This window comes from Pseudomonas sp. LB1P83 (genome assembly GCF_054897885.1).
On record NZ_CM142709.1, the window covers coordinates 70475 to 94441 of the forward strand.

Sequence of the window (23967 nt, forward strand, 5' to 3'; positions counted from 1 at the left end):
GAGCATCGAAGCGATGCGCAACGACATCGAGCGAATCCTCGTGCAACCCCTCACCGCCGCCAAGGACATCGCCAGCAACAGCATGGTGCGGGACTGGCTGGCCGGGGGTGAAAACAGTGCCCAGACAGACGCGTTCGTGCAGTATCTGGAAGGCATCCGCGCCGAACACAAAGCCTTCACCGCGCTAATTGTCGGCACGGCTTCAAACCATTACTTCACTGAAAAAGGCCTGGACCGGACCCTCAGCCGCTCCAACCCCAAAGACGCCTGGTTCTACGCATTCCTCGACAGCAACCAGCCGCGCACCCTCAATATCGACAATGACACCGCGACCGGAGAATTGGCGCTGTTCATCGACCTCAAGGTCGAGCAGGCCGGCAAAGTCGTGGGCGTTGCCGGGCTTGGCTTGAGCATGAAAGAGCTGTCGGAGCTGATCCACAACTTCAACTTCGGTGAGCGCGGCAAGGTCTATCTCGTGCGTTCCGACGGTTTGATCCAAGTTCACCCCGAGGCGCAATTCAGCGGTAAGCGCTCCTTGGCCGAACAGATTGGCGCCCCGGCAGCGCAAGCCGTCATGGGCCAACAAGCTGCCACCCACAGCAGCTTCGATCGCGATGGCGAAGATTTCCTGGCATTGAGCCTGCCGTTGCGGGACTTGGGTTGGACCCTGGTGGCCGAAGTGCCACAGTCGCAGATCTACGCCGAAGCCCGCCGCGCGATGTGGATGAGCAGCGGCATCGGCCTGGCGGTGGCGCTGGTTTGCCTGATGCTGGTGGTGTTGTTGGCCCGTGGATTGGTGCGGCCGATCCGTCAGGTAACAGCGGCACTGGTAGCCATCGGTAGCGGTGGTGGAGATTTGACCCACCGGTTAGATTCCAGCCGCGCCGATGAGCTGGGTGATCTGGCGCGCGGCTTCAACCGATTCCTCGACAGTCAGCGCGAAATGATTGGCGAAGTACTGACCACCAGTGAGCGATTGCGCACCGCCGTCGGGCAGGTAGCGCGGGTGGTGGACAACACCGCTGAACGTTCCGGTCGTCAGCAGGAAATGACCGACATGGTTGCCACCGCTGTCCACGAGATGGGCCTGACGGTGCAGGAAATCGCTCAGAACGCGGGCAATGCCGCCGTCGCTTCGCAGAATGCTCGCGATGAAGCCATGCAGGCGCGGGAAGTTGTGGGCGGTTCGATCCGGCATATAGAAAGCATGTCAGATGAAATCGGCATTGCGGCGGGTGCCGTTGGCGAACTGGCCAATCAGGTCGCGTCCATCGATCAGGTGCTGGCGGTCATTCGCGGGATCTCCGAGCAGACCAATTTGCTGGCACTGAACGCGGCCATCGAAGCGGCGCGTGCCGGCGACATGGGACGTGGGTTTGCGGTGGTGGCGGATGAAGTGCGGACATTGGCGCGGCGCACGCAATCGTCGACCGACGAGATTCAGCAGATGATCGGCAGCCTCAAGCAGGGCGCGGAGAATGCCGTTTTATCCATGCATTCCGGGCAGGCAGCGACGGGTACAGGAGTCGAGTCGAGCCAGCGTACCGGCGCGTCATTGACGGCGATTACCGGGCAGGTCGAACGCATCAGCGACATGAACCATCAGGTGGCGACGGCCACGGAAGAGCAGTCGGCGGTGACGGAAGAGATCAACCGCAATGTGCAGGGGATTTCGGATCTGGCTCGGGCGACGGCTGGGGAAGTGAGAGCTTGCCGAGAGGATTGTCAGACGTTGCAGCGGTTGGCGGATGATTTGGCGCGGCAGATGGGCATTTTCAAACTGAGCTGACGCCATCGCGAGCAGGCTCACTCCTACATTGGATCACTGGTGTTCACAAGTAATGTGTTCACCACAGAACTACTGTAGGAGTGAGCCTGCTCGCGATTGGCCTTCAGCAACACCAAAGATTCAGGATCAGAACCACTCATCCTGCATGTTCAAACAAACATCATCCCGAGCCTCAAGAATCGCCAGCTCATGGTGACAACCCGGCACTTCCCACGTCAGGAAATACCGCGCCGCCTGCAGCTTGCCCTTATAGAAGCTCACATCCGCCGCATTGCCTTTGGCCAGCCCTTCCTCGGCGCGAATCGCCTGTTCCAGCCAGCGCCAGCCAATCACCGTGTGCCCGAACACCTTCAAGTACAACGCCGAGTTCGCCAGGCTGCTGTTGACCTTGCCTTGGCCCAGGTCCGTCAGCAAACCAATGGTCACCGATTGCAGGCGCGCGACCAGTTTCTCCAGTGGTTCTCGCAACGCGGTTAACGATTCATGCGCTTGCGCTCGTTCGGCGGTGTTGGCTATCAAGCGGATCAATTGCTTGAGCCCCGCACCACCGTTCTGCGCCAGTTTGCGCCCCAGCAAGTCTAGCGACTGAATGCCATGGGTACCTTCGTGGATCGGGTTCAAACGGTTGTCGCGGTAATACTGCTCCACCGGGTACTCACGGGTATAACCGTGGCCACCGAGAATCTGGATCGCCAGTTCGTTGGCCTTCAGGCAGAACTCCGACGGCCAGGATTTAACGATCGGGGTCAGTAAATCCAGCAGTTCGTGGGCCTGCTTGCGCTGCTCTTCAGTCTCCAGCGTGGTGGTGTCATCGAACAGCCGCGCTGCGTACAACCCAAGGTCGAACGAGCCTTCGACATAGGCTTTCTGCGTCAGCAACATGCGTTTAACGTCAGCGTGCTGAATGATTGCCACGGGGGCAGTGTTCGGGTCCTTGCTGTCTGGCACACGACCCTGCGGACGCTCGCGGGCGTACTCCAGCGAATACAGATAACCGGCGTAACCGAGCATCACCGCCCCCATGCCGACACCGATTCGCGCCTCGTTCATCATCTGGAACATGTAGCTCAAACCGTGGTGCGGCTTGCCCACCAGATAACCGACGCACTCGCCGTTATCGCCGAAGTTCAGTGCGGTGGACGTGGTGCCGCGCCAGCCCATTTTGTGGAACAGGCCCGCCAGCAGGACGTCGTTGCGCTTGCCGAGGCTGCCGTCATCTTTGACCAGGAACTTGGGCACGATGAACAACGAAATTCCCTTCACCCCGGCCGGTGCATCCGGCAACTTGGCCAGCACCATATGCACGATGTTTTCCGACAGCGGGTGATCGCCACCGGAGATGAAAATCTTGTTGCCCTTCAGGCGATAGGTGCCGTCAGCAGCAGGCTCCGCGCGTGTACGAATATCCGACAGCGACGAACCGGCGTGCGGTTCGGTCAGGGCCATGGTGCCGAAGAAGCGCCCGTCGATCATCGGTTGCAGGAAGCGCTGTTTCTGCTCATCAGTGCCGAAGCTTTCAATCAGGTTCGCCGCGCCCATGGTCAGGAACGGGTACGAGGTTGACGCCGCGTTGGCCGACTGAAAATGCGCGAAGCAGGCCTGGGACAGCAGCGTAGGAAGTTGCATGCCACCGGCGTCGAAACTGCGCGCCGCGTTGAGGAAACCGGCTTCGAGGAAGGCATCCACCGCCGGTTTCACTTCCGGAATCAGAATCGCCTGACCGTCTTCATAGCGCGGCTCGTTCTCGTCGCCCTTGCGGTTGTGCGGGGCGAAGAACTTCTCGGCGATGCTGCGGGCAGTGCCGATGGCGGCATCGAAAGTTTCGCGGTTGTGCTCGGCGAAACGCTCACGCTGGGTCAGGCCTTCGGCATCGAGGACTTCGTACAGCTCGAAAGCCAGATTGCGGGAACTGAGCAACGTCTCGGACATGGCGGCCTACCTTTTTTTGGAATGGACCGAGTCTAGGCGCGGGAATAAAGGCTGAACAGGATGATTGATGAGCGTGATGGTGGAGCAGCGCAGCGACTTAGCAAACACCACAAAACAAATGTAGGAGTGAGCCTGCTCGCGATAGCTGCGGCACATCCAAAACAGATGTGACTGACAGACCGCTATCGCGAGCAGGCTCACTCCTACAGGGTATTGCGTACCGGGCGGCTATTGCGGCAGCCCGGCTTATCGGTTTTAGCCGATGGTCATCAAGCTGGCATTACCACCCGCCGCAGCGGTGTTAACGCTCAACGCCCGCTCGATCACCAGACGCTCCAGCGCAATGTTAGTCTCGCCCTGGGACAATCCATGAACCCCAACAATCGCACCGGCACGCTTGGCCACTTGCTGGCACACCGCACGCAGCTGATCGGAATGGCCATGATGCAGAACCGCATCAAACACCACTTCGTCCTTGTTCCAGTCGGCAACCAGTTTGATCTTCGCCTGAATGTCCTTCGGCAGACGTGCGAACAGTGCCTTGGTCAATTCAGCTTCCGGCCACACCGCCGAACCGCCGACAGCCAATACCGCCGCCAGCTGAGTCAGCAGATCGCCTTCGACTTCCGCCAGGCACAACACGTGTTCACGCGGCAGGATGGCGTAGCTGTTGCGCTCGCCGGTCGGGCCCGCCAGGACGCGGGTGATGCCGCTTTGCGATTGCGCCGCGAACTGCACACACAGCGTGCTCAGGTCGACAAACTTGTTGCTGTCGGCCCAGGCTTTCAGCGCGGTCAGCGGTTTGCTCATGGCATCACGCAGACGAACGTCCGGTGCTGCGATGGCGTCACCGCGAGCGAAGGATTGTTCGATCGCATCGGTAGGACGCGTCGACAGCAAGCGGTACAGGTACAGCGGACCACCAGCCTTCGGACCGGTGCCCGACAGGCCTTCGCCGCCGAACGGCTGCACGCCAACCACGGCACCCACGATGTTGCGGTTCACATAAACGTTACCGGCGTTGACGTTGTCGATCACTTTGGCGATGGTCTCGTCGATCCGGGTGTGCACACCCAGCGTCAGGCCGTAGCCGGAAGCGTTGATCTGACCGATCAGTTGATCGATGTCTTTGCGCTTGTAGCGAACCACGTGCAGCACAGGACCGAAGATCTCCCGTTGCAGCTCGTCGAAGCTTTCCAGTTCGATCAGGGTCGGCATCACGAAGGTGCCGCGTTTGACTTCTTCGCTGTTGGCGATTGCCACCTGATACACATTGCGACCTTTGTCGCGCATGGCCTGGATGTGCTTCTCGATGCCGGCCTTGGCTTCGGCGTCGATCACCGGGCCGATGTCCACGGACAGACGCTCAGGGTTGCCGAGACGGCATTCAGCCATGGCGCCCTTGAGCATTTCGATGACACGGTCAGCGGAATCTTCCTGCAAGCACAACACGCGCAGTGCCGAGCAACGTTGGCCGGCGCTGTCGAAGGCCGACGACACCACGTCGATCACAACTTGTTCAGTCAGAGCCGAGGAGTCGACGATCATCGCGTTCTGGCCGCCGGTTTCGGCGATCAGCGGAATCGGACGACCTTGTGCATCCAAGCGACCGGCGACGTTACGTTGCAGCAGACGAGCCACTTCGGTGGAGCCGGTGAACATCACGCCTTTGACCCGATCGTCGCCGACCAGACGGGCGCCGACGGTTTCGCCACGGCCCGGCAGCAATTGCAGCACGCCTTCCGGAATCCCGGCTTCGAGCAGCAAGCGCACGGCTTGAGCGGCGACCAGCGGGGTTTGTTCCGCAGGCTTGGCCAGTACCGGGTTACCGGCAGCCAATGCTGCAGCGACCTGACCACTGAAGATGGCCAGCGGGAAGTTCCACGGGCTGATGCAGACCACCGGGCCCAATGGGCGGTGGGCGTCGTTGGTGAAATCGTTGCGCGCCTGCACTGCGTAATAACGCAGGAAGTCCACGGCCTCACGCACTTCGGCGATGGCGTTGGCGAAAGTCTTGCCGGCCTCGCGAGCCAGCAGGCCCATCAGCGGCTGGATCTCGCCTTCCATCAAATCGGCGGCACGTTCCAGAATCGCGGCGCGTTCGGCGGGCGGAGTGGCCTGCCAGATCGGCGCAGCGTTCAGGGCGCACTGGATCGCGTTGTCCACGTCTTCGACAGTGGCTTCCTGCACGTGGCCAACCACGTCACGCAGATCGGACGGGTTGAGGACCGGCGCAGGGGTTTCAGTGCTGGACGCGCAGCCGAGCATCGGCACGGCTTTCCAGTGGTTGTGAGCCGTGGCCAGCAGGGCGCAGGACAGCGAAGCCAGACGATGTTCGTTGGCCATGTCGATGCCGCTGGAGTTGGCGCGCTCGGCACCATAAAGATCACGCGGCAGCGGGATACGCGGGTGCGGCAGGCCGAAGCCGCCTTCCAGCGTCGCCATCTGCTCGATGCTGGCCACTGGATCGGCCACCAGCTCCTGAATCGAGATGGATTGGTCGGCGATACGGTTGACGAACGAAGTGTTCGCGCCGTTTTCCAGCAGACGACGTACCAGGTACGCCAACAGTGTTTCGTGAGTACCGACCGGTGCGTACACGCGGCACGGACGGTTCAACTTGCCTTCGGAAACTTTGCCTACAACCTGTTCGTACAGCGGTTCACCCATGCCGTGCAGGCACTGGAATTCGTACTGGCCGGGGTAATAGTTCTGACCGGCGATGTGGTAAATGGCCGACAGGGTGTGGGCGTTGTGCGTGGCGAACTGCGGGTAGATGACTTCCGGCACCGACAGCAGTTTTCTAGCACACGCGATGTAGGAAACGTCGGTGTACACCTTGCGGGTGTAGACCGGATAGCCTTCCAGGCCTTCGACTTGGGCGCGCTTGATTTCGCTGTCCCAGTACGCGCCTTTCACCAGGCGGATCATCAGGCGATGACGGCTGCGGCGAGCCAGGTCGATCACGTAGTCGATCACATACGGGCAACGCTTCTGATAAGCCTGAATCACGAAACCGATGCCGTTCCAGCCGGTCAGTTGCGGCTCGAAGCACAGGCGTTCCAGCAGATCCAGCGACAGCTCGAGGCGGTCGGCTTCTTCGGCGTCGATGTTCAGCCCGATGTCGTATTGCTTGGCCAGCAGGGTCAGCGACAGCAGACGCGGGTACAACTCGTCCATCACGCGCTCGTACTGCGCGCGGCTGTAACGCGGGTGCAGGGCTGACAGCTTGATGGAAATACCCGGGCCTTCATAAATCCCACGACCGTGGGACGCTTTGCCGATCGAGTGGATGGCTTGTTCGTACGAGGCCAGGTATTTCTGGGCATCGTGCTCGGTGAGTGCGGCTTCACCCAGCATGTCGTAGGAATAGCGGAAGCCCTTGGCTTCGAACTTGCTCGCATTAGCCAAGGCTTCGGCGATGGTTTCGCCGGTGACGAACTGCTCACCCATCAGGCGCATGGCCATGTCGACGCCCTTGCGGATCATCGGCTCGCCGCTCTTGCCGATGATGCGGCTCAGGGACGACGTCAGGCCTGCTTCATTATGGGTGGCGACCAGTTTGCCGGTCAGCAACAAGCCCCAAGTCGCGGCGTTGACGAACAGCGACGGGCTGTTGCCCAAGTGCGGGTGCCAGTTGCCGGTGCTGATCTTGTCGCGGATCAGCGCGTCGCGGGTGCCTTTGTCCGGGATGCGCAGCAGCGCTTCGGCGAGGCACATCAGCGCTACGCCTTCCTGGGACGACAGGGAAAATTCCTGCAGCAGACCCTGAACAATCCCGGCACGGCCGCCGGCGCTTTTCTGATTGCGCAGTTTCTCGGCAATCGAGGAGGCGAGTTTGTTGGTGGCTTCGGCCATCGCAGCAGGCAGACGCGCCTGTTCGATCAGCATCGGCACCACTTCCGGCTCAGGGCGACGGTAGGCGGCGGTGATCGAGGCGCGCAGTACCGATTGCGGCAGGATGCTTTCGGCGAATTCGAGGAAGCACTGGTGGGCGTGATCCAGAGGCGCATCGACGATGTCGTCGGAATCCTTGGTCAAACCGCTCAGCTCGGTCAGGGTTGCACCACCCTCGAGTTTTTCCAGGTAATTGAAAATTGCCTGCTTGATCAGCCAGTGCGGCGTGCGATCAATCGAGGTCGCGGCCGCCTTGAGGCGCTCGCGGGTCGGGTCGTCAAGTTTGACCCCAAGGGTGGTGGTAGCCATATTTTTATCCTCATGTTTGCCACGACCGCGTGGCATCAGCTGGCCGCAAGATTAGCTGGGCAACCTTTGAGGTGCAACCGGGTGCAACCCTTTTTTTGTCGGAATAATAAGCAGCTCGTCAGGAAATAAATTCCGGTACGAACGTACCGCTCCTGCTTGGTGCTTTTAATTCTAGAAAACCGTAAGGACTGCGCTAAAAGGGAGCAAAAACAGGTCTTTTTCGGATAAATCCGACTAGGTGCAACTTATTCTCAAGAAATGGGTTGCACCTTATTTGCGTTGTTGAATAGGATTCGCGCCCAAGGTGCAACCGGTCAAAAAAGACAGGTGTACCGGCTGATGGCTTTCCTGGGGAAACATCAGTCATAAATGCGCGGGCCCCGAAATCGTCTGAACAAACGTTGTCGTTTGTCGGAGGTTTCACACTCTGCCGCTACATAAAAACAAAGCCAGGGCATCACTTAAATGAGCGTAAGCAATCCAACACTGATCACGTTCGTGATCTACATCGCAGCAATGGTGCTGATCGGCTTCATGGCCTATCGCTCCACCAACAACCTTTCTGACTACATTCTGGGCGGTCGCAGCCTGGGCAGCGTCGTGACTGCATTGTCCGCCGGCGCCTCCGACATGAGCGGCTGGTTGTTGATGGGCCTGCCGGGCGCCATCTACATGTCCGGTCTGTCCGAAAGCTGGATCGCCATCGGCCTGATCGTTGGTGCTTACCTGAACTGGCTGTTCGTCGCCGGCCGTCTGCGCGTGCAGACCGAGCACAACGGCGATGCACTGACCCTGCCGGATTACTTCTCCAGCCGTTTCGAAGACAAAAGCGGTCTGCTGCGGATCATCTCTGCCGTGGTGATCTTGGTGTTCTTCACCATCTACTGCGCCTCCGGCATCGTGGCCGGTGCCCGTCTGTTCGAAAGCACCTTCGGCATGTCCTACGAGACTGCGCTGTGGGCCGGTGCTGCGGCGACTATTGCCTACACCTTCGTCGGCGGTTTCCTGGCAGTGAGCTGGACTGACACCGTACAAGCCACGCTGATGATCTTCGCCCTGTTGCTGACGCCGATCATCGTGCTGCTGGCCACTGGCGGCGTCGACACCACGTTCCTGGCCATCGAAGCGCAAGATGCCAGCAACTTCGACATGCTGAAAAACACCACCTTCATCGGCATCATCTCGTTGATGGGCTGGGGCCTGGGCTACTTCGGCCAGCCGCACATCCTCGCGCGTTTCATGGCGGCGGATTCGGTCAAGTCGATTGCTAACGCTCGTCGTATCTCCATGACCTGGATGATCTTGTGCCTGGGCGGCACCGTCGCGGTAGGTTTCTTCGGTATCGCTTACTTCTCGGCGCACCCTGAAGTGGCCGGTCCTGTGACCGAAAACCACGAACGCGTGTTCATCGAACTGGCCAAAATCCTGTTCAACCCATGGATCGCCGGTGTACTGCTGTCGGCCATTCTGGCTGCCGTCATGAGCACCCTGAGCTGCCAGTTGCTGGTGTGCTCAAGCGCCCTGACCGAAGATTTCTACAAAACTTTCCTGCGTAAGTCCGCTTCTCAGCTGGAACTGGTCTGGGTCGGCCGCGCCATGGTGCTGCTGGTTGCCCTGATCGCCATCGCGATGGCTGCCAACCCGGAAAACCGCGTACTGGGCCTGGTCAGCTACGCCTGGGCCGGTTTCGGTGCTGCGTTCGGTCCGGTTGTCCTGATCTCCGTGATCTGGAAAGACATGACCCGCAACGGCGCACTGGCCGGCATCCTGGTCGGCGCGATCACCGTGATCGTGTGGAAACACTTCGAGCTGCTGGGCCTGTACGAAATCATCCCTGGTTTCATCTTCGCCAGCCTGGCGATCTACTTCGTCAGCAAACTGGGCTCGCCGACTCACGGCATGCTTCAGCGTTTCGCTGCTGCCGAGGCTGATTTCCGCCTGAACAAGTGATCGCGATGAGCTAAGGCTCTGACCTTTCGCCGAACATGAAAACGGCCCGCTTCCTTTGGAGGCGGGCCGTTTTTTTTGTTTGCGGTGAAAGGTTTGGTGTCTTTGATGGCCCCTTCGCGGGCAAGCCTCGCTCCTACAGAATCACAAATCCTGTAGGAGCGAGGCTTGCCCGCGAAGAGGCCGTCAGCTGTAACACACTACTTTTGTGGGAAATGTCTGTAGCCAAACACACTTATTGTTGAAGGATAAATCTCTAAAAAAGTAGGGCGAATCTGATTTTCCTGTCCCTCCCTCAACACCCCTTGTCGCTCATGCAGAATCGCCCGCCTTCATTCTGCAGAGACACATCGGATGTTCGCTCCTGCCAATCAACCGCGTTTCACGTTGACGATCGACGGCGTCCAGAATGAGCTCAAGGTGCTTGAGTTCACGGGCACGGAAGCCATCAGCCAACCCTACCGCTTTGACCTGGAACTGGTCAGCGAACGGCCGGACATCGAGCTCGAAAGCCTGCTGCATCGTCAGGCGTTTCTGAGTTTCGATGCACAAGGTTCCGGCATACACGGTCAGATCTTTCGCGTCGGTCAAAGCGACTCCGGGAAACGTCTGACAGGCTACCAAATCAGTCTCGTACCGCGGCTGGCCTACCTCGGTCAGCGCATCAACCAGCGGATCTTCCAGCACAAAAGCGTGCCGGCGATCATTGCGCAGGTCCTCAAGGACCATGGCATCCAGCGCGATGCGTTCGAATTTCAACTCGGCAGCGACTACTCACCTCGCGAGTACTGCGTGCAGTACGCCGAAAGCGACCTCGCGTTTATCCAGAGGCTGTGTGCCGAGATCGGCATTCATTACCACTTCCAGCACAGTCCCGACGGGCATCTGCTGGTGTTCGGCGATGATCAAACGGTGTTCCCGCGTCTGCCCGAGTCGACGCTGTACCTGCCGGGCAGTGGCATGGCGGCGGATGCGCCGGCCATCAAGCGTTTCAACGTACGCCTGGAGACCCGCACCACGGCGGTCACTCGTCGCGATTACGACTTCCAGAAACCGCGTCTTTCCCTTGAAAGCCGGGTCGACAGCGAACAGCGCCCGGTGCTGGAGGACTACCACTTTCCCGGCCAATTCACTGATCGCGAGCATGGCAAACAGCTGACGCAACGAGCGCTGGAGCGGCACACCGCGGACTTCCGTCAGGCGGAAGGTCGTGGCGACGATTCTGCGTTGGTCAGCGGACATTTCCTGCACCTCGCCGAGCATCCGCGTCAGGCGTGGAACGACCTGTGGTTAATCACTGGCATTGAGCACCGTGGCCGACAGCCGCAAGTGCTGGAAGAGTCGGCCACCAGCGACGACCCGGATGATTTCCAGGGCTATCGCAATACTTTTCTGGCGACGCCGTGGGACGTTTCGTTTCGCCCGCCCCTGGGGCCGGAAAAACCACGCATGCTCGGTTACCAACCTGCCGTGGTCACCGGTCCGGTCGACAGCGAAATCCATTGCGACGAGTTCGGTCGGGTCAAGGTTCAGCTCGCCTGGGACCGCGACGGTCAGCTCAACGAACATTCCAGTTGCTGGTTGCGGGTCGCCACGGGCTGGGCCCACGACCATTACGGCAGCGTGCTGATCCCGCGAGTCGGCATGGAAGTGCTGGTGGGTTTCATCGACGCCGATGCCGACAAGCCGCTGGTGATGGGTTGCCTGCCCAACGCAGCAACGCCAGTGCCGCTGGATCTGCCCGCCGACAAGACCCGCAGTATTTTCCGCAGCCAAAGTAGTCCAGGAGGCGGCGGTTACAACGAATTGCGCATCGAGGATCGTAAAGGCGCCGAGGAAATCTACCTGCGCGCCCAGCGAAACTGGACTCAGCACGTGTTGCACGATCAGCAGGTGCAGGTCGATAACCAGCGCAGCATCGTCGTCACGGGGACAGCTCGCCATGAGCTGAAGGCTGATGAACAACGCATCACCCACGGTCAGCGCCAGGCCGAGGTGAAACTCGATGATCACTTGGTGGTGATTGGCGACCGGCACATCCGCGTGACCAGTCAGGCGCTCAATGCCAGTGAGCAATTCCATGTCAGGGCCGGCCAGCAAGTGGTGATCGACGGTGGCGCCAGCGCGACGATCCAGGCGGGCGGGCAGTGGATCAACATTGGTCCTGGCGGGATTTTCAGCAGTGTGCCGATTCAGGTCGGCGGCGCGCTGATGCCAGCGATGGCTGCAGCGCCCGTGTCGCCGAATACACCGTTGAAACTCGTCGCCGCCCCGGCCGCCCTGCTGAGCGCGGCACAGATCATGAGCCTGAAAAGTGATGCGCCGTTCTGCGAAGAATGCGAGCGCTGCAAGGACGGTGTCTGTGCAGCCTGATCACTTGTCACCCCACGTCTGGCTGGAACGCCAACCGCTCAAACCTGGCGAGCAGTTGTTTGCGATTTTCGGCAACGCCAGTGCTGCGCAGCCTCTGAACGCCTGGCAACACGCGACCACAGCACAAGCGCCGAGTCCGATCTGGACCGACACCGCGTATGCCGAGTGGGAACCGGTGATGCCCTATGTCGGAATCGTCACCGCTGACAGTGAGTTTCTGGAGTGGGTCGCCACGACCGAGTCTCGGGACTGGGGTTGGCTGGCGGTTTCTTCTGCCTCTCAAGAAGTGCTGGTCGAGCATCTGCGCAGCCTCACTCAAGTGCTTTTTCCCAATGGTAATGCGGTGTTTTTTCGGTTCTGGGATGGGCGTTATTTGTTGCCGATTCTTCAGTCGGCCGAGGTTAACGCCACGCAGTTAATGCCGGTGATTGACCGCTGTTTGATCAATGCGCAGCCGCTTGATATCGGCGGCAGTGCGTTGAAAACCTCCAGGGTTTTTCCGTGGTGGGAGGTTTCCGAATCGCTGCTTGAAGAACTCGCCACCAAGTCCGCGACAACCCGCATCAACAACTTGATGAAGTGGTTGAGTGAGGACCGACCTGACCTTTTTGATGCGTTTTCTGAGCCCGTTTTGCGGCACAAAGTCGCGATCTTTTTGCAGACGCCGGACCTGCCTCAAGCACCGAAACAAGCCTTGGCAGACTACCTGATGGCGGAGTTGAACTGATGGATCAGATCGTACGGATTGAGCAGGAGCTCGACGGTTTTCCAAACACGTTGTCCCTCTACCGTGAACAGCTAAAGCATTGGCTTAGCCAGGCGGCAGACAAGGTCAGTCACACGGCTGATTTGCCTTCGCTGATGGGGATGGAACGGATCGTTCGGTTCGGTAATACCAGCACCATTGTGAGCAGCGGCGATGACGATTTTATCTCCACCGTCGTGCAGTGCCCCAAGGGTGGGATGCTGGAGATCGAGAGCAAGTTTGAATCGGTTTATGACATTCCCGTGGGAAATATTCAGGTCGATGTGATTGCGGCTGAGAGTGGAGAGATAAAGCAGGTCACGCTCGACGAAAATGGCAAAGGGACCTTCGAGGGGAAAGAGGGCAAGTTCTACCGCATTCACGTTCACAGTGAAGTCACACCGCAGCAAGTTGAAGATCTTTTCTCTTCTTATGATGGCCTGACCCAAGAGTTGGAAGGTTGGCTGCATAAAGAATGGGAAGGTTTCAAACCGCAATGGTCACAGTCGACTTTTGCCGCCGCTGGTAACGGATTGTTGGCGGGAAGTTGGGCGGCGATCGAGGGCGTGTGGGACAGCATCAGCCTGCTTTCAGACATCCTCAAGGACCCCGGAAAGTTTGGTGAGCGGTTGGGCGAGAGTGCCGAAGAGCTGAAAAGGCTCGCGAAAACCGCACCGAAGATCATGGAAAAAGCCCAGTTGCTGGCCAGTGACGAAGCGGCGCTGTGCCTATTGGTCCGCTCCGCCAGCCTATGGCTGGACATGCTGCCTCCCAGCGAGATTGCAGGCAAAACCGCCGAAGCGCTGTCCACGCTGGTGGTGCAGTTGTTGATCGACATTCTGATCGGCATCGTTCTGACCTTTGCCGGGGCCGGGGCTGGCATCGCTTATTTGACGATGCGTCTGGCTGATCGGGGCGCGCAGTTGCTCAGTGCAGTTCTGCGCATGGTCAAAGCGATTTTCACAATCATCAACAGCTTCATTACTTACGTTGATCGCTATAAAAAAGTAGCCGCACGCGGTGTGGCGGCGGGCCTGAAAAAAGGTCGCATGCAACTGCGTTGGGATGCCAAGCGCAACACCACACTCAAGCAACACGTACACCACGACAACGTCCCGGATCAGGCAAAAAACCCCAACGGCGACAGCGCCGATTCCGTCGATAAAACCGCCACCAACAAATGCCCTGTGTCGATGGTCACCGGCGAAGAACTGCTGACCCTCACCGACGGTTCACTGGACGGTATCCTGCCGTTCGACTTCACCCGGCTCTACCGCACCAGCGCCGCCGAAATCGATGCCGGCCTCGGATATGGCTGGAGTCATTCGTTATCCCATCGGCTGGAAATCGACGGTGAAACCGTCATTTGGATCGACCACGAAAACCGACGCACCACCTTTCCGTTACCGAGCAGCGAGCGCCCGGCGATCCACAACAGCCTCTCGCGCGCCGCGATTTATCTGGGCAATGAACCCGAAGAACTGATCCTCGCCCAGGCCGGCGACGCGACACGGTTCTACCACTTTCATAACGGTTTTCTAACAGCAATCAGCGACGGCTACGACAACCGACTGCGCATCACTCGCGATCGCCAGGACCGCATCCAGCGCCTCGACAACGGCGCTGGCCGCGCCTTGCTGCTGCGCTATGAGCGCAGTCATCTGGTCGCCGTCGACTATCAGGTTTTCGTTCCGGCTCAAACCCTCGAAGAAGCCTGGCAGACCGAGCAAACACTGGTCTGTTACCGCTACGACGAACGCGCCCGACTCATCGAAGCCACCAACGCCGCTGGCGAAAGCGAGCGCTACGACTACGACGATCGGCACGTCATTCTCCAGCGACAACTGGCCGGTGGGGCGAGTTTCTTCTGGGCGTGGGAACGGTCCGGCATAGCGGCGCGCTGCGTCCGCCATTGGGCGTCGTTTGCGCAGATGGATGCGTGCTACGTCTGGGATGATGCCGGCAGTGTCACCGTGCACAACCTCGACGGCAGCAAAGAGGTTTACGTCCACGACGAGCGGGCGCGGCTGGTGCGCAAGGTCGAACTGGACGGCGGTGAACAGCTCAAGGCCTACGACGATGAAGGCCGGCTGATTGCCGAGCAGGACCCGCTCGGCGCCGTCACTGAATACCGTTACGACGAAGTCGGACGGCTGGTGGCGCTGATTCCGCCAGAAGGCGAGCCAACGTCCTACGAGTACCGCAACGGTTTCCTGCACGCGCGCTATCGCGGCAAAACCGTCTGGAAATATCAGCGCAATGCCCAGGGCGACATCACCGAAGCGACCGATCCTGACGGTCAGGTCACCCACTATCACTACGACGAAAAAGGTCAGCTGCTGTCGATCCGTTACCCGGATAGCAGTCGGCATGTTTTCGTCTGGAATGGCTTGGGGCAACTGGTCGAAGAGACGCTGCCGGACGGTGGTGTACGGCGGTTTTCCTACGATGCGCTGGGGCGGCAGATTACCCGGCAGGACGAACACGGCGCGGTCACCAAGTCCCAATGGGATGCCGTCGGCCGACTGATCCAGACGACGCTACCTACCGGTGCCATTCGCGGCTTCAGTTACAACGCCTACGGAAAAATCACTGCCGAACGCGATGAACTGGGCCGGGTCACCCGCTACGAATACGTCGACGACTTGCATCTGGTCAGCCGTCGCCTCAATGCCGATGGCACCCAGCTCAAGTATCGCTACGACAACGCGCAGCTGCTTCTTACCGAGATCGAAAACGAATCCGGCGAAAAATATCGCCTGGACTACACACCCGGCGGATTGATCCGACAGGAAACCGGGTTCGACGGCCAGCGCACCGCGTACGCCTACGACCTCAACGGCCACCTGCTGGAAAAAACCGAGTCCGGTGACGATGGCTCGCAACTCATCACCGCTTATGAACGAGACGCGGCAGGACGGTTGCTGGTCAAAACACTGCCCGACGGCATCAAGGTCGAATACCGCTACGACAGCCTCGGTCGACTGATCGGTGTCGATGACGGCCACGACCATCCGCTGGAATTCGAGTACGACCAACAAGACCGACTGATCACCGAGCATCAAGGTTGGGGCACGTTGCGCTATGGCTACGACGCCTGCGGTCAACTCAATCGCCTGCGCCTGCCGGACGGCAGCAAACTCGACTACCACCACGCCAAGGGCGGCGCGCTGACCGCCATCGACCTCAACGGCGCGCGGCTCACTACTCACGAATTTGCCTTCGGTCGCGAACAACAACGCCAGCAAGGCCAGCTCACCAGCCACTACCACTACGACGAACAGGGCCGGCTGCAAGCCCACGCGATCAACCAGCAAACCCGACCACTGTACATGCGCCACTACGGCTACGCGGTCAACGGCAACCTCGCGACCATCGCCGACAGCCGCCACGGCCAACGCAGCTATTACTACGACCCGCTCAACCGCCTGACCCGCGTCCGCCACACCCGCGACGATCCACCGGAAACCTTCGCCCACGACCCCGCCGGCAACCTGCTGATGCAAGATCGGCCCGGTTTGGCGACCGTTAAAGGGAATCGCCTGCTGATGCAGGGCGACCGGCATTACGACTACGACGCCTTCGGCAACTTGGTTCGTGAACGCCGCGGCACCGCGCAAAAACTCGTCACCGAATACCGCTACGACTGCCAGCACCGATTGGTCGGCGTCACGACCCCGGACGGCCGCTGCACCAGTTATCGCTACGACGCCTTCGGCCGCCGCATCGCCAAAACCGTCGACGGCAAAACCACCGAGTTCTTCTGGCAAGGCGACAACCTCGTCGCCGAAAGCAGCCGCGAACACTACCGCAGCTACGTCTACGAACCCGGCACCTTCCGTCCACTGGCGATGCTCGACGGCAAAGGCCCGCGCAAGGCCTGCCCGTTCTACTACCAACTCGACCACCTCGGCACGCCACAGGAACTGACCGATTTTGGTGGCGAGATCGTCTGGTCGGCGAAGTACAACGCCTACGGCAAAGTCACGCACCTGGCGTTGGGCGGGGGCGAGCAACTTGAGCAACCGTTGCGGTTTCAGGGGCAATACTTTGATGCCGAGAGCGGCCTGCATTACAACCGGCATCGGTACTATGATCCGGAGGTTGGGCGGTATCTGACACCGGACCCGGTGAAGTTGGCGGGAGGGCTGAACCAGTATCAATACACGCCGAATCCGATGGGGTGGGTTGATCCGTTGGGGTTGAGCGGGAGTTGTCCGCCGGCGGATAAGGCTGGGTGTGAGGCGCCGGGTGATACGACTGGCGCTAGGGTTGATGAGGGTGAGCCGCAACTGCCGAAGCTGACGTCTGAGCAGAGGCGGGCGAGGATTGATGAGCTTGCTGAGGCAAACGCCAAGGGTCGGGTAATGAAACTGGAGAAAAAATACAAGATGCACACTGTGCAAAAACACAGTTCAGAAATACCTGATGTGGCACTCAAACAGAGGGCTATAGATGGAGCAAATCCTAAGACTGGAAGAGTTCCAGTGCCACCTAGAGGAAGTTTAAGCTCTCAGTTCGCGAACTGGAGGGTTCATCTTAATGCGTTGAACAAGGCTATGACCAGGGAGGGTCTCGGGCTCGATCCATATACGGGTTGGGACCACAACAATGACCCAATTGTGAGGATGGAGTTGCCTGGCGCGGGTCGTGGTTATCGGCCGAATAAAAAGGACAAACAAAACCCTACGTTGAATGATGATTTGAATTGGTTTGAAGTTAAGTTTGATCAGGATAAAGTGGCTTGGCCATATACGGGTTTTCCGACGGAGAGAAAGTGATGTTGCGAGATCCTTTTGTTGATACGGAGTTTGAGCCGAATCTGATGTGGTTTATTGGAGTGTTTAATGTCTATGATCGTGAGGAGACTCGTGGTAAAGAGCTTGAGGCTTTTGATCCTGATAACCAGTTTGATAGAGAGATCTTGATCAATAAGCACAGTTTGAGGCTGGGGTGTTTGTCTTATAGACATAAATTTGTGTTGTTTGAGTTTTTAGCCAGCAAGCTAAGAGATAGTAGTTATGATTTTAAAATTTTGTTCAATATAGATGATGTGTATGACTCAAGTTGGCCGCGAGCTGAATGGTATTCACTGAAAAATCCTCGTGGTTTTTTTGAGGATGTATATAAGTTAGCGAGCGAAGAATGGAAAGATGATCTTCATAAAGCCAGCCTTGAAGATCAATCCACGTGGTGAGGCTCGTTGATTTCGAGTCTGATGGATTTTATGACCGCTTCGCGCTCAATCGCGGGCAAGCCACGCTCCCACAGGATGTCGGTGATCTGTAGGAGAGAGGCTTGCCCGCGACGCGGTCTTACAGACAGCGAAATTTCTGGGCAAGGTCATCGGAAGTTTCCTTCAAGTTGTAGCGGTTTCCATGAACTGGTGCGAAGTGAGCTCCATGGATAGTCTTTGGCTGTCGCTGCAAATGCAGTGGCGGGGTGTAGGAACCCTGGACAACTCACCGTGCATCAGCGCTGTCGTTTGATTGCGGCACTTAACTTGTGTCCGTAACATCGTTCGCGGCGGCTGTGCGCGGGGCACGCTACGGCGTGGCTGAGTTTGGTGAGTTGCTCAGTTTCCTACTCCCGCGTATGGCTGCCACCCAAGCCCGTAGGAAAGGCCGTTGGTAGCTTTTAACCCAATCACCAAGGTCTAAAAAATGAAAACCCTTCACCCCGATCCACCCTACGAAAAACCAATCCCCCACCCCGATAACCGCTTCATGGCCCTCACCAGCAACTGCAACGACATGCCCACGCTATTCGTCGATACCCACGCGCCGCTTGATGTTTTGTATGACGCTGCCAGCTATCGAATTCGCGCCGTGACGCAGGTGCTTGAGAACCTGTCGATGCGTGGTTCGATCGAGTGTGAGTCGTTCATTCTTAGTGATTTTGCTTTGTTGTGTGCCATTCCGTTGCGGGATGGATGTGATGTATTGGATGTGGTTGGACGGCGGTTGAAGGCTCGGCCTTCGGACTAAGGGCTGGATGGCTTTTGTGGCGAGGGAGCTTGCTCCCGTTCGGCTGCGCAGCAGTCGCAGGACCAAGCGCTGCGGTGTGCCTGACAAACCTGTGGTGCTGGGGTTTGGGGCTGCTTCGCAGCCCAGCGGGAGCAAGCTCCCTCGCCACAGGGTTTGTGGTTGGCTGGGATGTTTTGGGGCTGCTTCGCAGCCCAACGGGGGCAAGCCCCCTCGCCACAGGGTTTGGGTTGGCGTGGGATTGCAGGCGGCGATTGGCCGCTCGGCTGCGAAGCCCTGACGTTCGGCGCCGTACAAGGTAAACTTCCCGGCCTTCGCAGGAGCAATCATGAATTATCGTCACGCCTTCCATGCCGGCAATCACGCCGATGTGTTCAAACACCTGACTTTGACCCGCCTCATCGCCCTGATGTCGCGCAAGGAGCAGCCGTTTGCCTATCTCGACACTCACGCCGGCATTGGTCTGTATGACTTGCAGGGCGATCAGGCGAGCCGAACCGGTGAGTACCTGGAAGGTATTGCGCGGTTGTGGGATCAGCCGGATCTGCCGGAGCTGACCGCCGATTACATGAAGGTGTTGCACGACATGAACCCGGATGGCCAGTTGCGCTATTACCCGGGGTCGCCGGAGCTGGCGCGGCGTCTGACGCGGCCGCAGGATCGGCTGATGCTCAACGAGAAGCACCCGGAAGACGGTGTGTTGCTCAAGGACAATATGGCTGGTGATCGTCGGGTGAAGGTTCACTTGGGCGAAGGCTGGCATGTGCCGCGTGCGATGTTGCCGGTGCAGGAGAAGCGGGCGGTGATGTTGATTGATCCGCCGTTCGAGCAACTCGATGAGATGCAGCGTTGTGCGGCGTCGCTGAAAGAGGCGATTGGCCGGATGCGCCAAACCGTGGCGGCGATCTGGTACCCGGTGAAGGACCAGCGCATGTTGCGGCGGTTTTATCAGGACCTGGCGGGCTCGGGCGCGCCGAAGTTGTTGCGGGTGGAGTTGCTGGTGCATCCGCTGGATACGCCGAACAGTCTGAACGGGTCCGGGTTGGCGATTGCGAATCCGCCGTGGGGGCTGGAAGAGGAATTGCGTGAGCTGCTGCCGTGGTTGTCCAAGAAGCTTGGGCAGACCCAGGGTGGGTGGCAGATGGATTGGTTGATTGCTGAGTAAGCCAAGAAATTGTGGCGAGGGAGCTTGCTCCCGCCGGGGCGCGCAGCGGCCCTAAAGTCGGTATTGGTGTTCTTTCTGTAAGAACCCGCATACCGATTTACGACTGCTTCGCAGCCGAGCGGGAGCAAGCTCCCTCGCCACAGGTTTGCGCTAGATCATATCGGGCAAGTCACGCCCGTACCGCCAATCCCGCAATACCCTTCAGGGTTCTTGGCCAGGTATTGCTGGTGATACGCCTCGGCGAAGTAGAACGTCGGCGCTTCGTCGATTTCAGTGGTGATTTCGCCTTTCCCGGCCTTGGTCAATTCAGCCTGGAACACTTTCTCGCTGGCCTTGGCCGCCTCCAGTTGAGTCGGGTTGGTCGCATAGATCACCGAGCGATACTGAGTGCCGATGTCGTTGCCCTGGCGCATGCCTTGCGTCGGGTTGTGCAATTCCCAGAACATCTTCAGCAGCTCTTCGTAGCTGACTTTTGCCGGTTCGTAGACCACCAGTACCACTTCGCTGTGGCCGGTCAGGCCGGAGCAGACTTCTTCGTACGTCGGGTTCGGCGTAAAGCCGCCGGCGTAACCCACCGCCGTGCTGACCACACCTTCACGTTGCCAGAACCGGCGTTCTGCGCCCCAGAAGCAGCCCAGGCCGAAGATCGCGAAATCCACGTCCATCGCGAACGGGCCCAGCAGCGGGGCGTCATGGACGAAGTGTTTTTCCGGCACGGTCATTGGGGATTCACGGCCAGGCAGAGCTTGTTCTTTGGTAGGGAGCACGTTTTTGTTCACCAGGATTTCCGAGCGCAAGACCATGATCAGTCCTCTCAGTCAGGTTGGGATGTAGGATCAGACCGCCAGTTTGCCCAATGCTGCCCGGTTACGCACTACCCCTGTAGGAGTGAGCCTGCTCGCGATAGCGGCGGGACATTTAACATTGATGGCGACAGACACACCGCAATCGCGAGCAGGCTCACTCCTACAGGGGATCGCGGTGTTATGTCAGACGAGCGGGCCGCGTGGGTAGCGTTTGAGCTTTTCGATCAGCTCGGCGCCCGGGATCGGTCGGTCGAACAGGTAGCCCTGGCCGACGTCGCAGCGGTGACGACGCAGGAAAGCCAGTTGCTCGGCGGTCTCGATGCCTTCAGCCACGACCTTGAGTTTCAGGTTGTGGGCCATGGCGATCACTGCGGAGGTGATTTCCATGTCGTCCTGGTTGTCCGGGATTTCGTGGATGAAGCTTCGATCGATCTTGATGATGTCGATCGGGAATTTTTTCAGGTAACTGAGCGATGAGTACCCGGTGCCGAAGTCATCCATGGCCAGGGTCAGGCCCAGGCGCTTGAGCTGATCGAGCTGCAAGTGGGTGTCTTCGGTGGCTTCCAGCAGCAGGCCTTCGGTCAGCTCCAGCTCCAGCAGGTTCGCCGGCAACGCTTCTTCCTTGAGGATGTTGGCGATGGACGCTACCAGGTCCGGGTCCGAGAACTGCTTGGGTGACAAGTTGATCGCCACCTGAAGATTGCCCAGTCCGGCAGCGGTGAGGTCTTTGCTCATGCGGCAGGCCTGGCGGGCGATCCATTTGCCGATCGGGATGATCAATCCGGTTTCTTCGGCGACGCTGATGAACTGGTCCGGGCGGATCATGCCTTTTTCCGGATGGTTCCAGCGCAGCAGCGCTTCCATACCCAGCAGGCGACCGCTGCGCAGGCACAGTTTGGGCTGATAGAACACGTCCAGCTCGTTCTGGGTCAGGGCGCGGCGCAGGTTGTTCTCGACGAACAGTTTGTAACTGGCCTCGGCGTTCAGCGCTTCGGTGAACACCTGGACCTGATGTTTACCGTTGGCCTTGGCCTTGTGCAGCGCCAGTCCGGCGTTGCGCATCAACGTCTGTGGATCGCGACCATGCAGCGGCGCACAAGCCAGGCCCACGGAGCCGGTGACGCTGATCAACTGGTTATCGACGAACATCGGCTTGTCGAGGGTCGCGAGCAATTGGTTGGCGACTTGCTGGCCCATCGCGAGGCCGGTGTTGTCGAGCAGCACGGCGAATTCGTTACTGGCGAAGCGCGCCAGGCTGCCGCTCGGGCTCAGGCTGTTGCGCAGACGGCGGGCCAGGCTGATCAGCAGTTTGTCGCCGGTCTGGTGGCCGAGGCTGTCGTTGATGCGCTTGAAGTTGTCGATGTCCACCAGCAGCAGGCTGATCGGGGTATCGCTGTCTCGGGCGAAGCGTTCGTCGAGGTTACGGATGAACGCCGGGCGGTTGCCGAGGTTGGTCAGGTTGTCGGTGTAGGCCAGGCGCTCGATGCGCTGCTGGGCGAGTTTGGTCTGGGTAATGTCTTCGTAGATGCCGATGTAATGCGTCAGCTCACGGTTGTCGCCATAGACCTTGGAAATCGACAACTGGCCCCAGTAGGGTTCGAGGTTTTTACGGCGGCTCTTGAACTCGCCCTGCCAGCTGTTGCTCTTGGCCAGCGCCGAGGGCGCGTCGAACAACAGCTCGCTGAGGTTTTCCAGTGCCGGCAGTTCCGACAGCCGCTGGCCGTGGACTTCTTCGGTGGTGTACTGGGTGATCGCCGTGAAGCTCGGGTTGACGTATTCCACCACGCCATCGCAATTGACCAGCAAAAAGGCGTTGGCGCTTTGCTCGACCGCACGCTGGAACAGGTGCAAGGCACTCGTGGCGGTGCGGCGGTTGTGGTTATTGATGACTTGGGCGAACTGGTCGGCCAGCTCGCCGGCAAAGGCGATTTCGTCCGACTGCCAGGCGCGGGTCGCGCCGGTCTGCTCCAGGCACAGCACACCAACAACCTGGCCGTCGACACGGATACTGGCGTCGAGCATCGCGTTCACATCGCGCGGGCGCAGGCTCTCGGCCATTTCCCGGGTGCGCGGATCGCGCATGGCGTTGTGCGCGTCGATGGCGCGACTGCTGTGCAAGGCATCGAGGTAATCCGGGAAGCCACTGGCGTCGATCGGATCCGGCAGCAGGTATTCCCCGGAGGCGCGGTGATAGGCCGAGATCGGCACCAGCAGCGAGCCTTCAAGGTTCCACAGGCTGGCGCAGTCGATTTCGTAGATATCGCAAGCGCTGCGGGTGATCAGTTCGGCGGCTTCTTGCAGGGAATTGTTGGTGCTGTAGCGCTGGCGGGTCAGCAGCAGGATCAAGTCTTGCTGGGCGCGCACCCGGTCCAGGTGCTGCAGTTGTTCCAGCTGGGCGCGCTGATTGAGCTCCAGGGCGATTTGCAGGCGCGAGTTCTGGGTTTCCAGGTCCAGCGTCGGCAGCAGTTGTTCGCCGTCGAACAAGCCGTCCACGACCATCAGGTAGCCACGCAGCAGGTGTCGATTGTGTTGGCGGTAGGCTTCGCCCAGTTCGAGCAGGCTCAGGGAGCCTTTGGCGGTGTGCAGGTTGTAGCGGATCAGGTAATGCGGGCTGTCGCTGAGTTGCTGCTGAATCGCGTCGTGCAGTTGATAGCGCGCTTCGGGCTCCATCAGGCTGGCGTAGGGTGAGTCGACCAGGGCACAAAGCTCCACGGCCGCCAGACCAAACTGTCGTTCGCAATTGGGATCGAGAAACAGGAGTGCCCAGCTAGCTTCATTCAGCCGTTCGAAACGCAGCATGCCGAGCCGCGAGGGCACAGGCAATTGCGTCACTACCTCGGCCACCATACGGCTGGCGGCATCGGGTTGGCTTTTCATTGAGGGAAACTCGCTTCGAATGTGCTGATCGCGCCGGGCTCTCGCCCTCTTTACTGTTGCCTGCGGCAAGGTTGCATCATTGCGACACTGACTGACAAGAGACATGAAGGCCAAGTGCTATAAGAATATGTCGGCAGGGGCGAAGA

General features: G+C 59.3%; 12 protein-coding genes and 1 pseudogene. 9 read left to right on the plus strand and 4 right to left on the minus strand.

The features are described 5' to 3' along the window. Positions 1–13 precede the first annotated feature (13 nt). Both ACYZTY_RS00310 and ACYZTY_RS00315 read left to right on the plus strand, forming a co-directional pair. Positions 14–877, plus strand: a pseudogene (locus tag ACYZTY_RS00310) (cache domain-containing protein); the annotation flags it as partial. A 204-nt stretch (positions 878–1081) separates the two neighbouring features. Then, on the plus strand, positions 1082–1789 hold the full coding sequence (locus ACYZTY_RS00315) for a methyl-accepting chemotaxis protein (RefSeq protein WP_461959423.1): 708 nt from the start codon (positions 1082–1084) through the stop codon (positions 1787–1789). 126 nt (positions 1790–1915) lie between these two features. Here the strand turns inward: ACYZTY_RS00315 and ACYZTY_RS00320 are convergent, their stop codons facing one another. Next, a complete protein-coding gene (locus tag ACYZTY_RS00320; protein WP_461956827.1) occupies positions 1916–3718 on the minus strand; it encodes an acyl-CoA dehydrogenase in 1803 nt (600 codons plus the stop codon). Between the two features lie 255 nt (positions 3719–3973). Then, positions 3974–7924, minus strand: coding sequence for a trifunctional transcriptional regulator/proline dehydrogenase/L-glutamate gamma-semialdehyde dehydrogenase (gene putA, locus ACYZTY_RS00325; RefSeq protein WP_461956828.1), 3951 nt, complete (start codon positions 7922–7924; stop codon positions 3974–3976). A gap of 465 nt (positions 7925–8389) precedes the next feature. Here putA and putP point away from each other — a divergent pair, with 465 nt between their 5' ends. The 7 genes from putP to ACYZTY_RS00360 all read left to right on the plus strand — a co-directional run bounded on the left by putP (position 8390) and on the right by ACYZTY_RS00360 (position 20138). Further along, on the plus strand, positions 8390–9874 hold the full coding sequence (gene putP, locus ACYZTY_RS00330; protein ID WP_461956829.1) for a sodium/proline symporter PutP: 1485 nt from the start codon (positions 8390–8392) through the stop codon (positions 9872–9874). Between the two features lie 351 nt (positions 9875–10225). Beyond that, entirely contained in the window at positions 10226–12244 is a 2019-nt protein-coding gene (locus ACYZTY_RS00335) for a type VI secretion system Vgr family protein (RefSeq protein WP_461956830.1), read from the plus strand. Next, positions 12234–12971: a DUF4123 domain-containing protein gene (locus tag ACYZTY_RS00340; RefSeq protein WP_461956831.1), complete on the plus strand. Its 738-nt coding sequence runs from the start codon at positions 12234–12236 to the stop codon at positions 12969–12971. Before ACYZTY_RS00335 ends, ACYZTY_RS00340 begins: the two co-directional genes overlap by 11 nt. Then, the gene (locus tag ACYZTY_RS00345; RefSeq protein WP_461956832.1) at positions 12971–17770 is read left to right on the plus strand and encodes an RHS repeat-associated core domain-containing protein; all 4800 of its coding nucleotides are present in this window, start codon (positions 12971–12973) and stop codon (positions 17768–17770) included. The genes ACYZTY_RS00340 and ACYZTY_RS00345 overlap by 1 nt, the downstream gene beginning before the upstream one ends. Then, positions 17770–18186 (plus strand): hypothetical protein, encoded by a 417-nt coding sequence (locus tag ACYZTY_RS00350; RefSeq protein WP_461956833.1) that lies wholly within the window; start codon positions 17770–17772, stop codon positions 18184–18186. Before ACYZTY_RS00345 ends, ACYZTY_RS00350 begins: the two co-directional genes overlap by 1 nt. 466 nt (positions 18187–18652) lie before the next feature. Beyond that, positions 18653–18976, plus strand: a complete 324-nt coding sequence (locus ACYZTY_RS00355; protein WP_461956834.1) for a hypothetical protein — start codon at positions 18653–18655, stop codon at positions 18974–18976. Between the two features lie 325 nt (positions 18977–19301). Beyond that, positions 19302–20138, plus strand: coding sequence for a 23S rRNA (adenine(2030)-N(6))-methyltransferase RlmJ (locus tag ACYZTY_RS00360; protein WP_461956835.1), 837 nt, complete (start codon positions 19302–19304; stop codon positions 20136–20138). A gap of 155 nt (positions 20139–20293) precedes the next feature. Here the strand turns inward: ACYZTY_RS00360 and msrA are convergent, their stop codons facing one another. Together msrA and ACYZTY_RS00370 are read right to left on the minus strand one after the other, a co-directional pair. Further along, complete coding sequence (msrA, locus tag ACYZTY_RS00365) at positions 20294–20941, minus strand: peptide-methionine (S)-S-oxide reductase MsrA (protein ID WP_461956836.1); 648 nt, start codon at positions 20939–20941, stop codon at positions 20294–20296. Between the two features lie 186 nt (positions 20942–21127). After that, positions 21128–23821 (minus strand): sensor domain-containing phosphodiesterase, encoded by a 2694-nt coding sequence (locus tag ACYZTY_RS00370; protein WP_461956837.1) that lies wholly within the window; start codon positions 23819–23821, stop codon positions 21128–21130. Positions 23822–23967 lie beyond the last annotated feature (146 nt).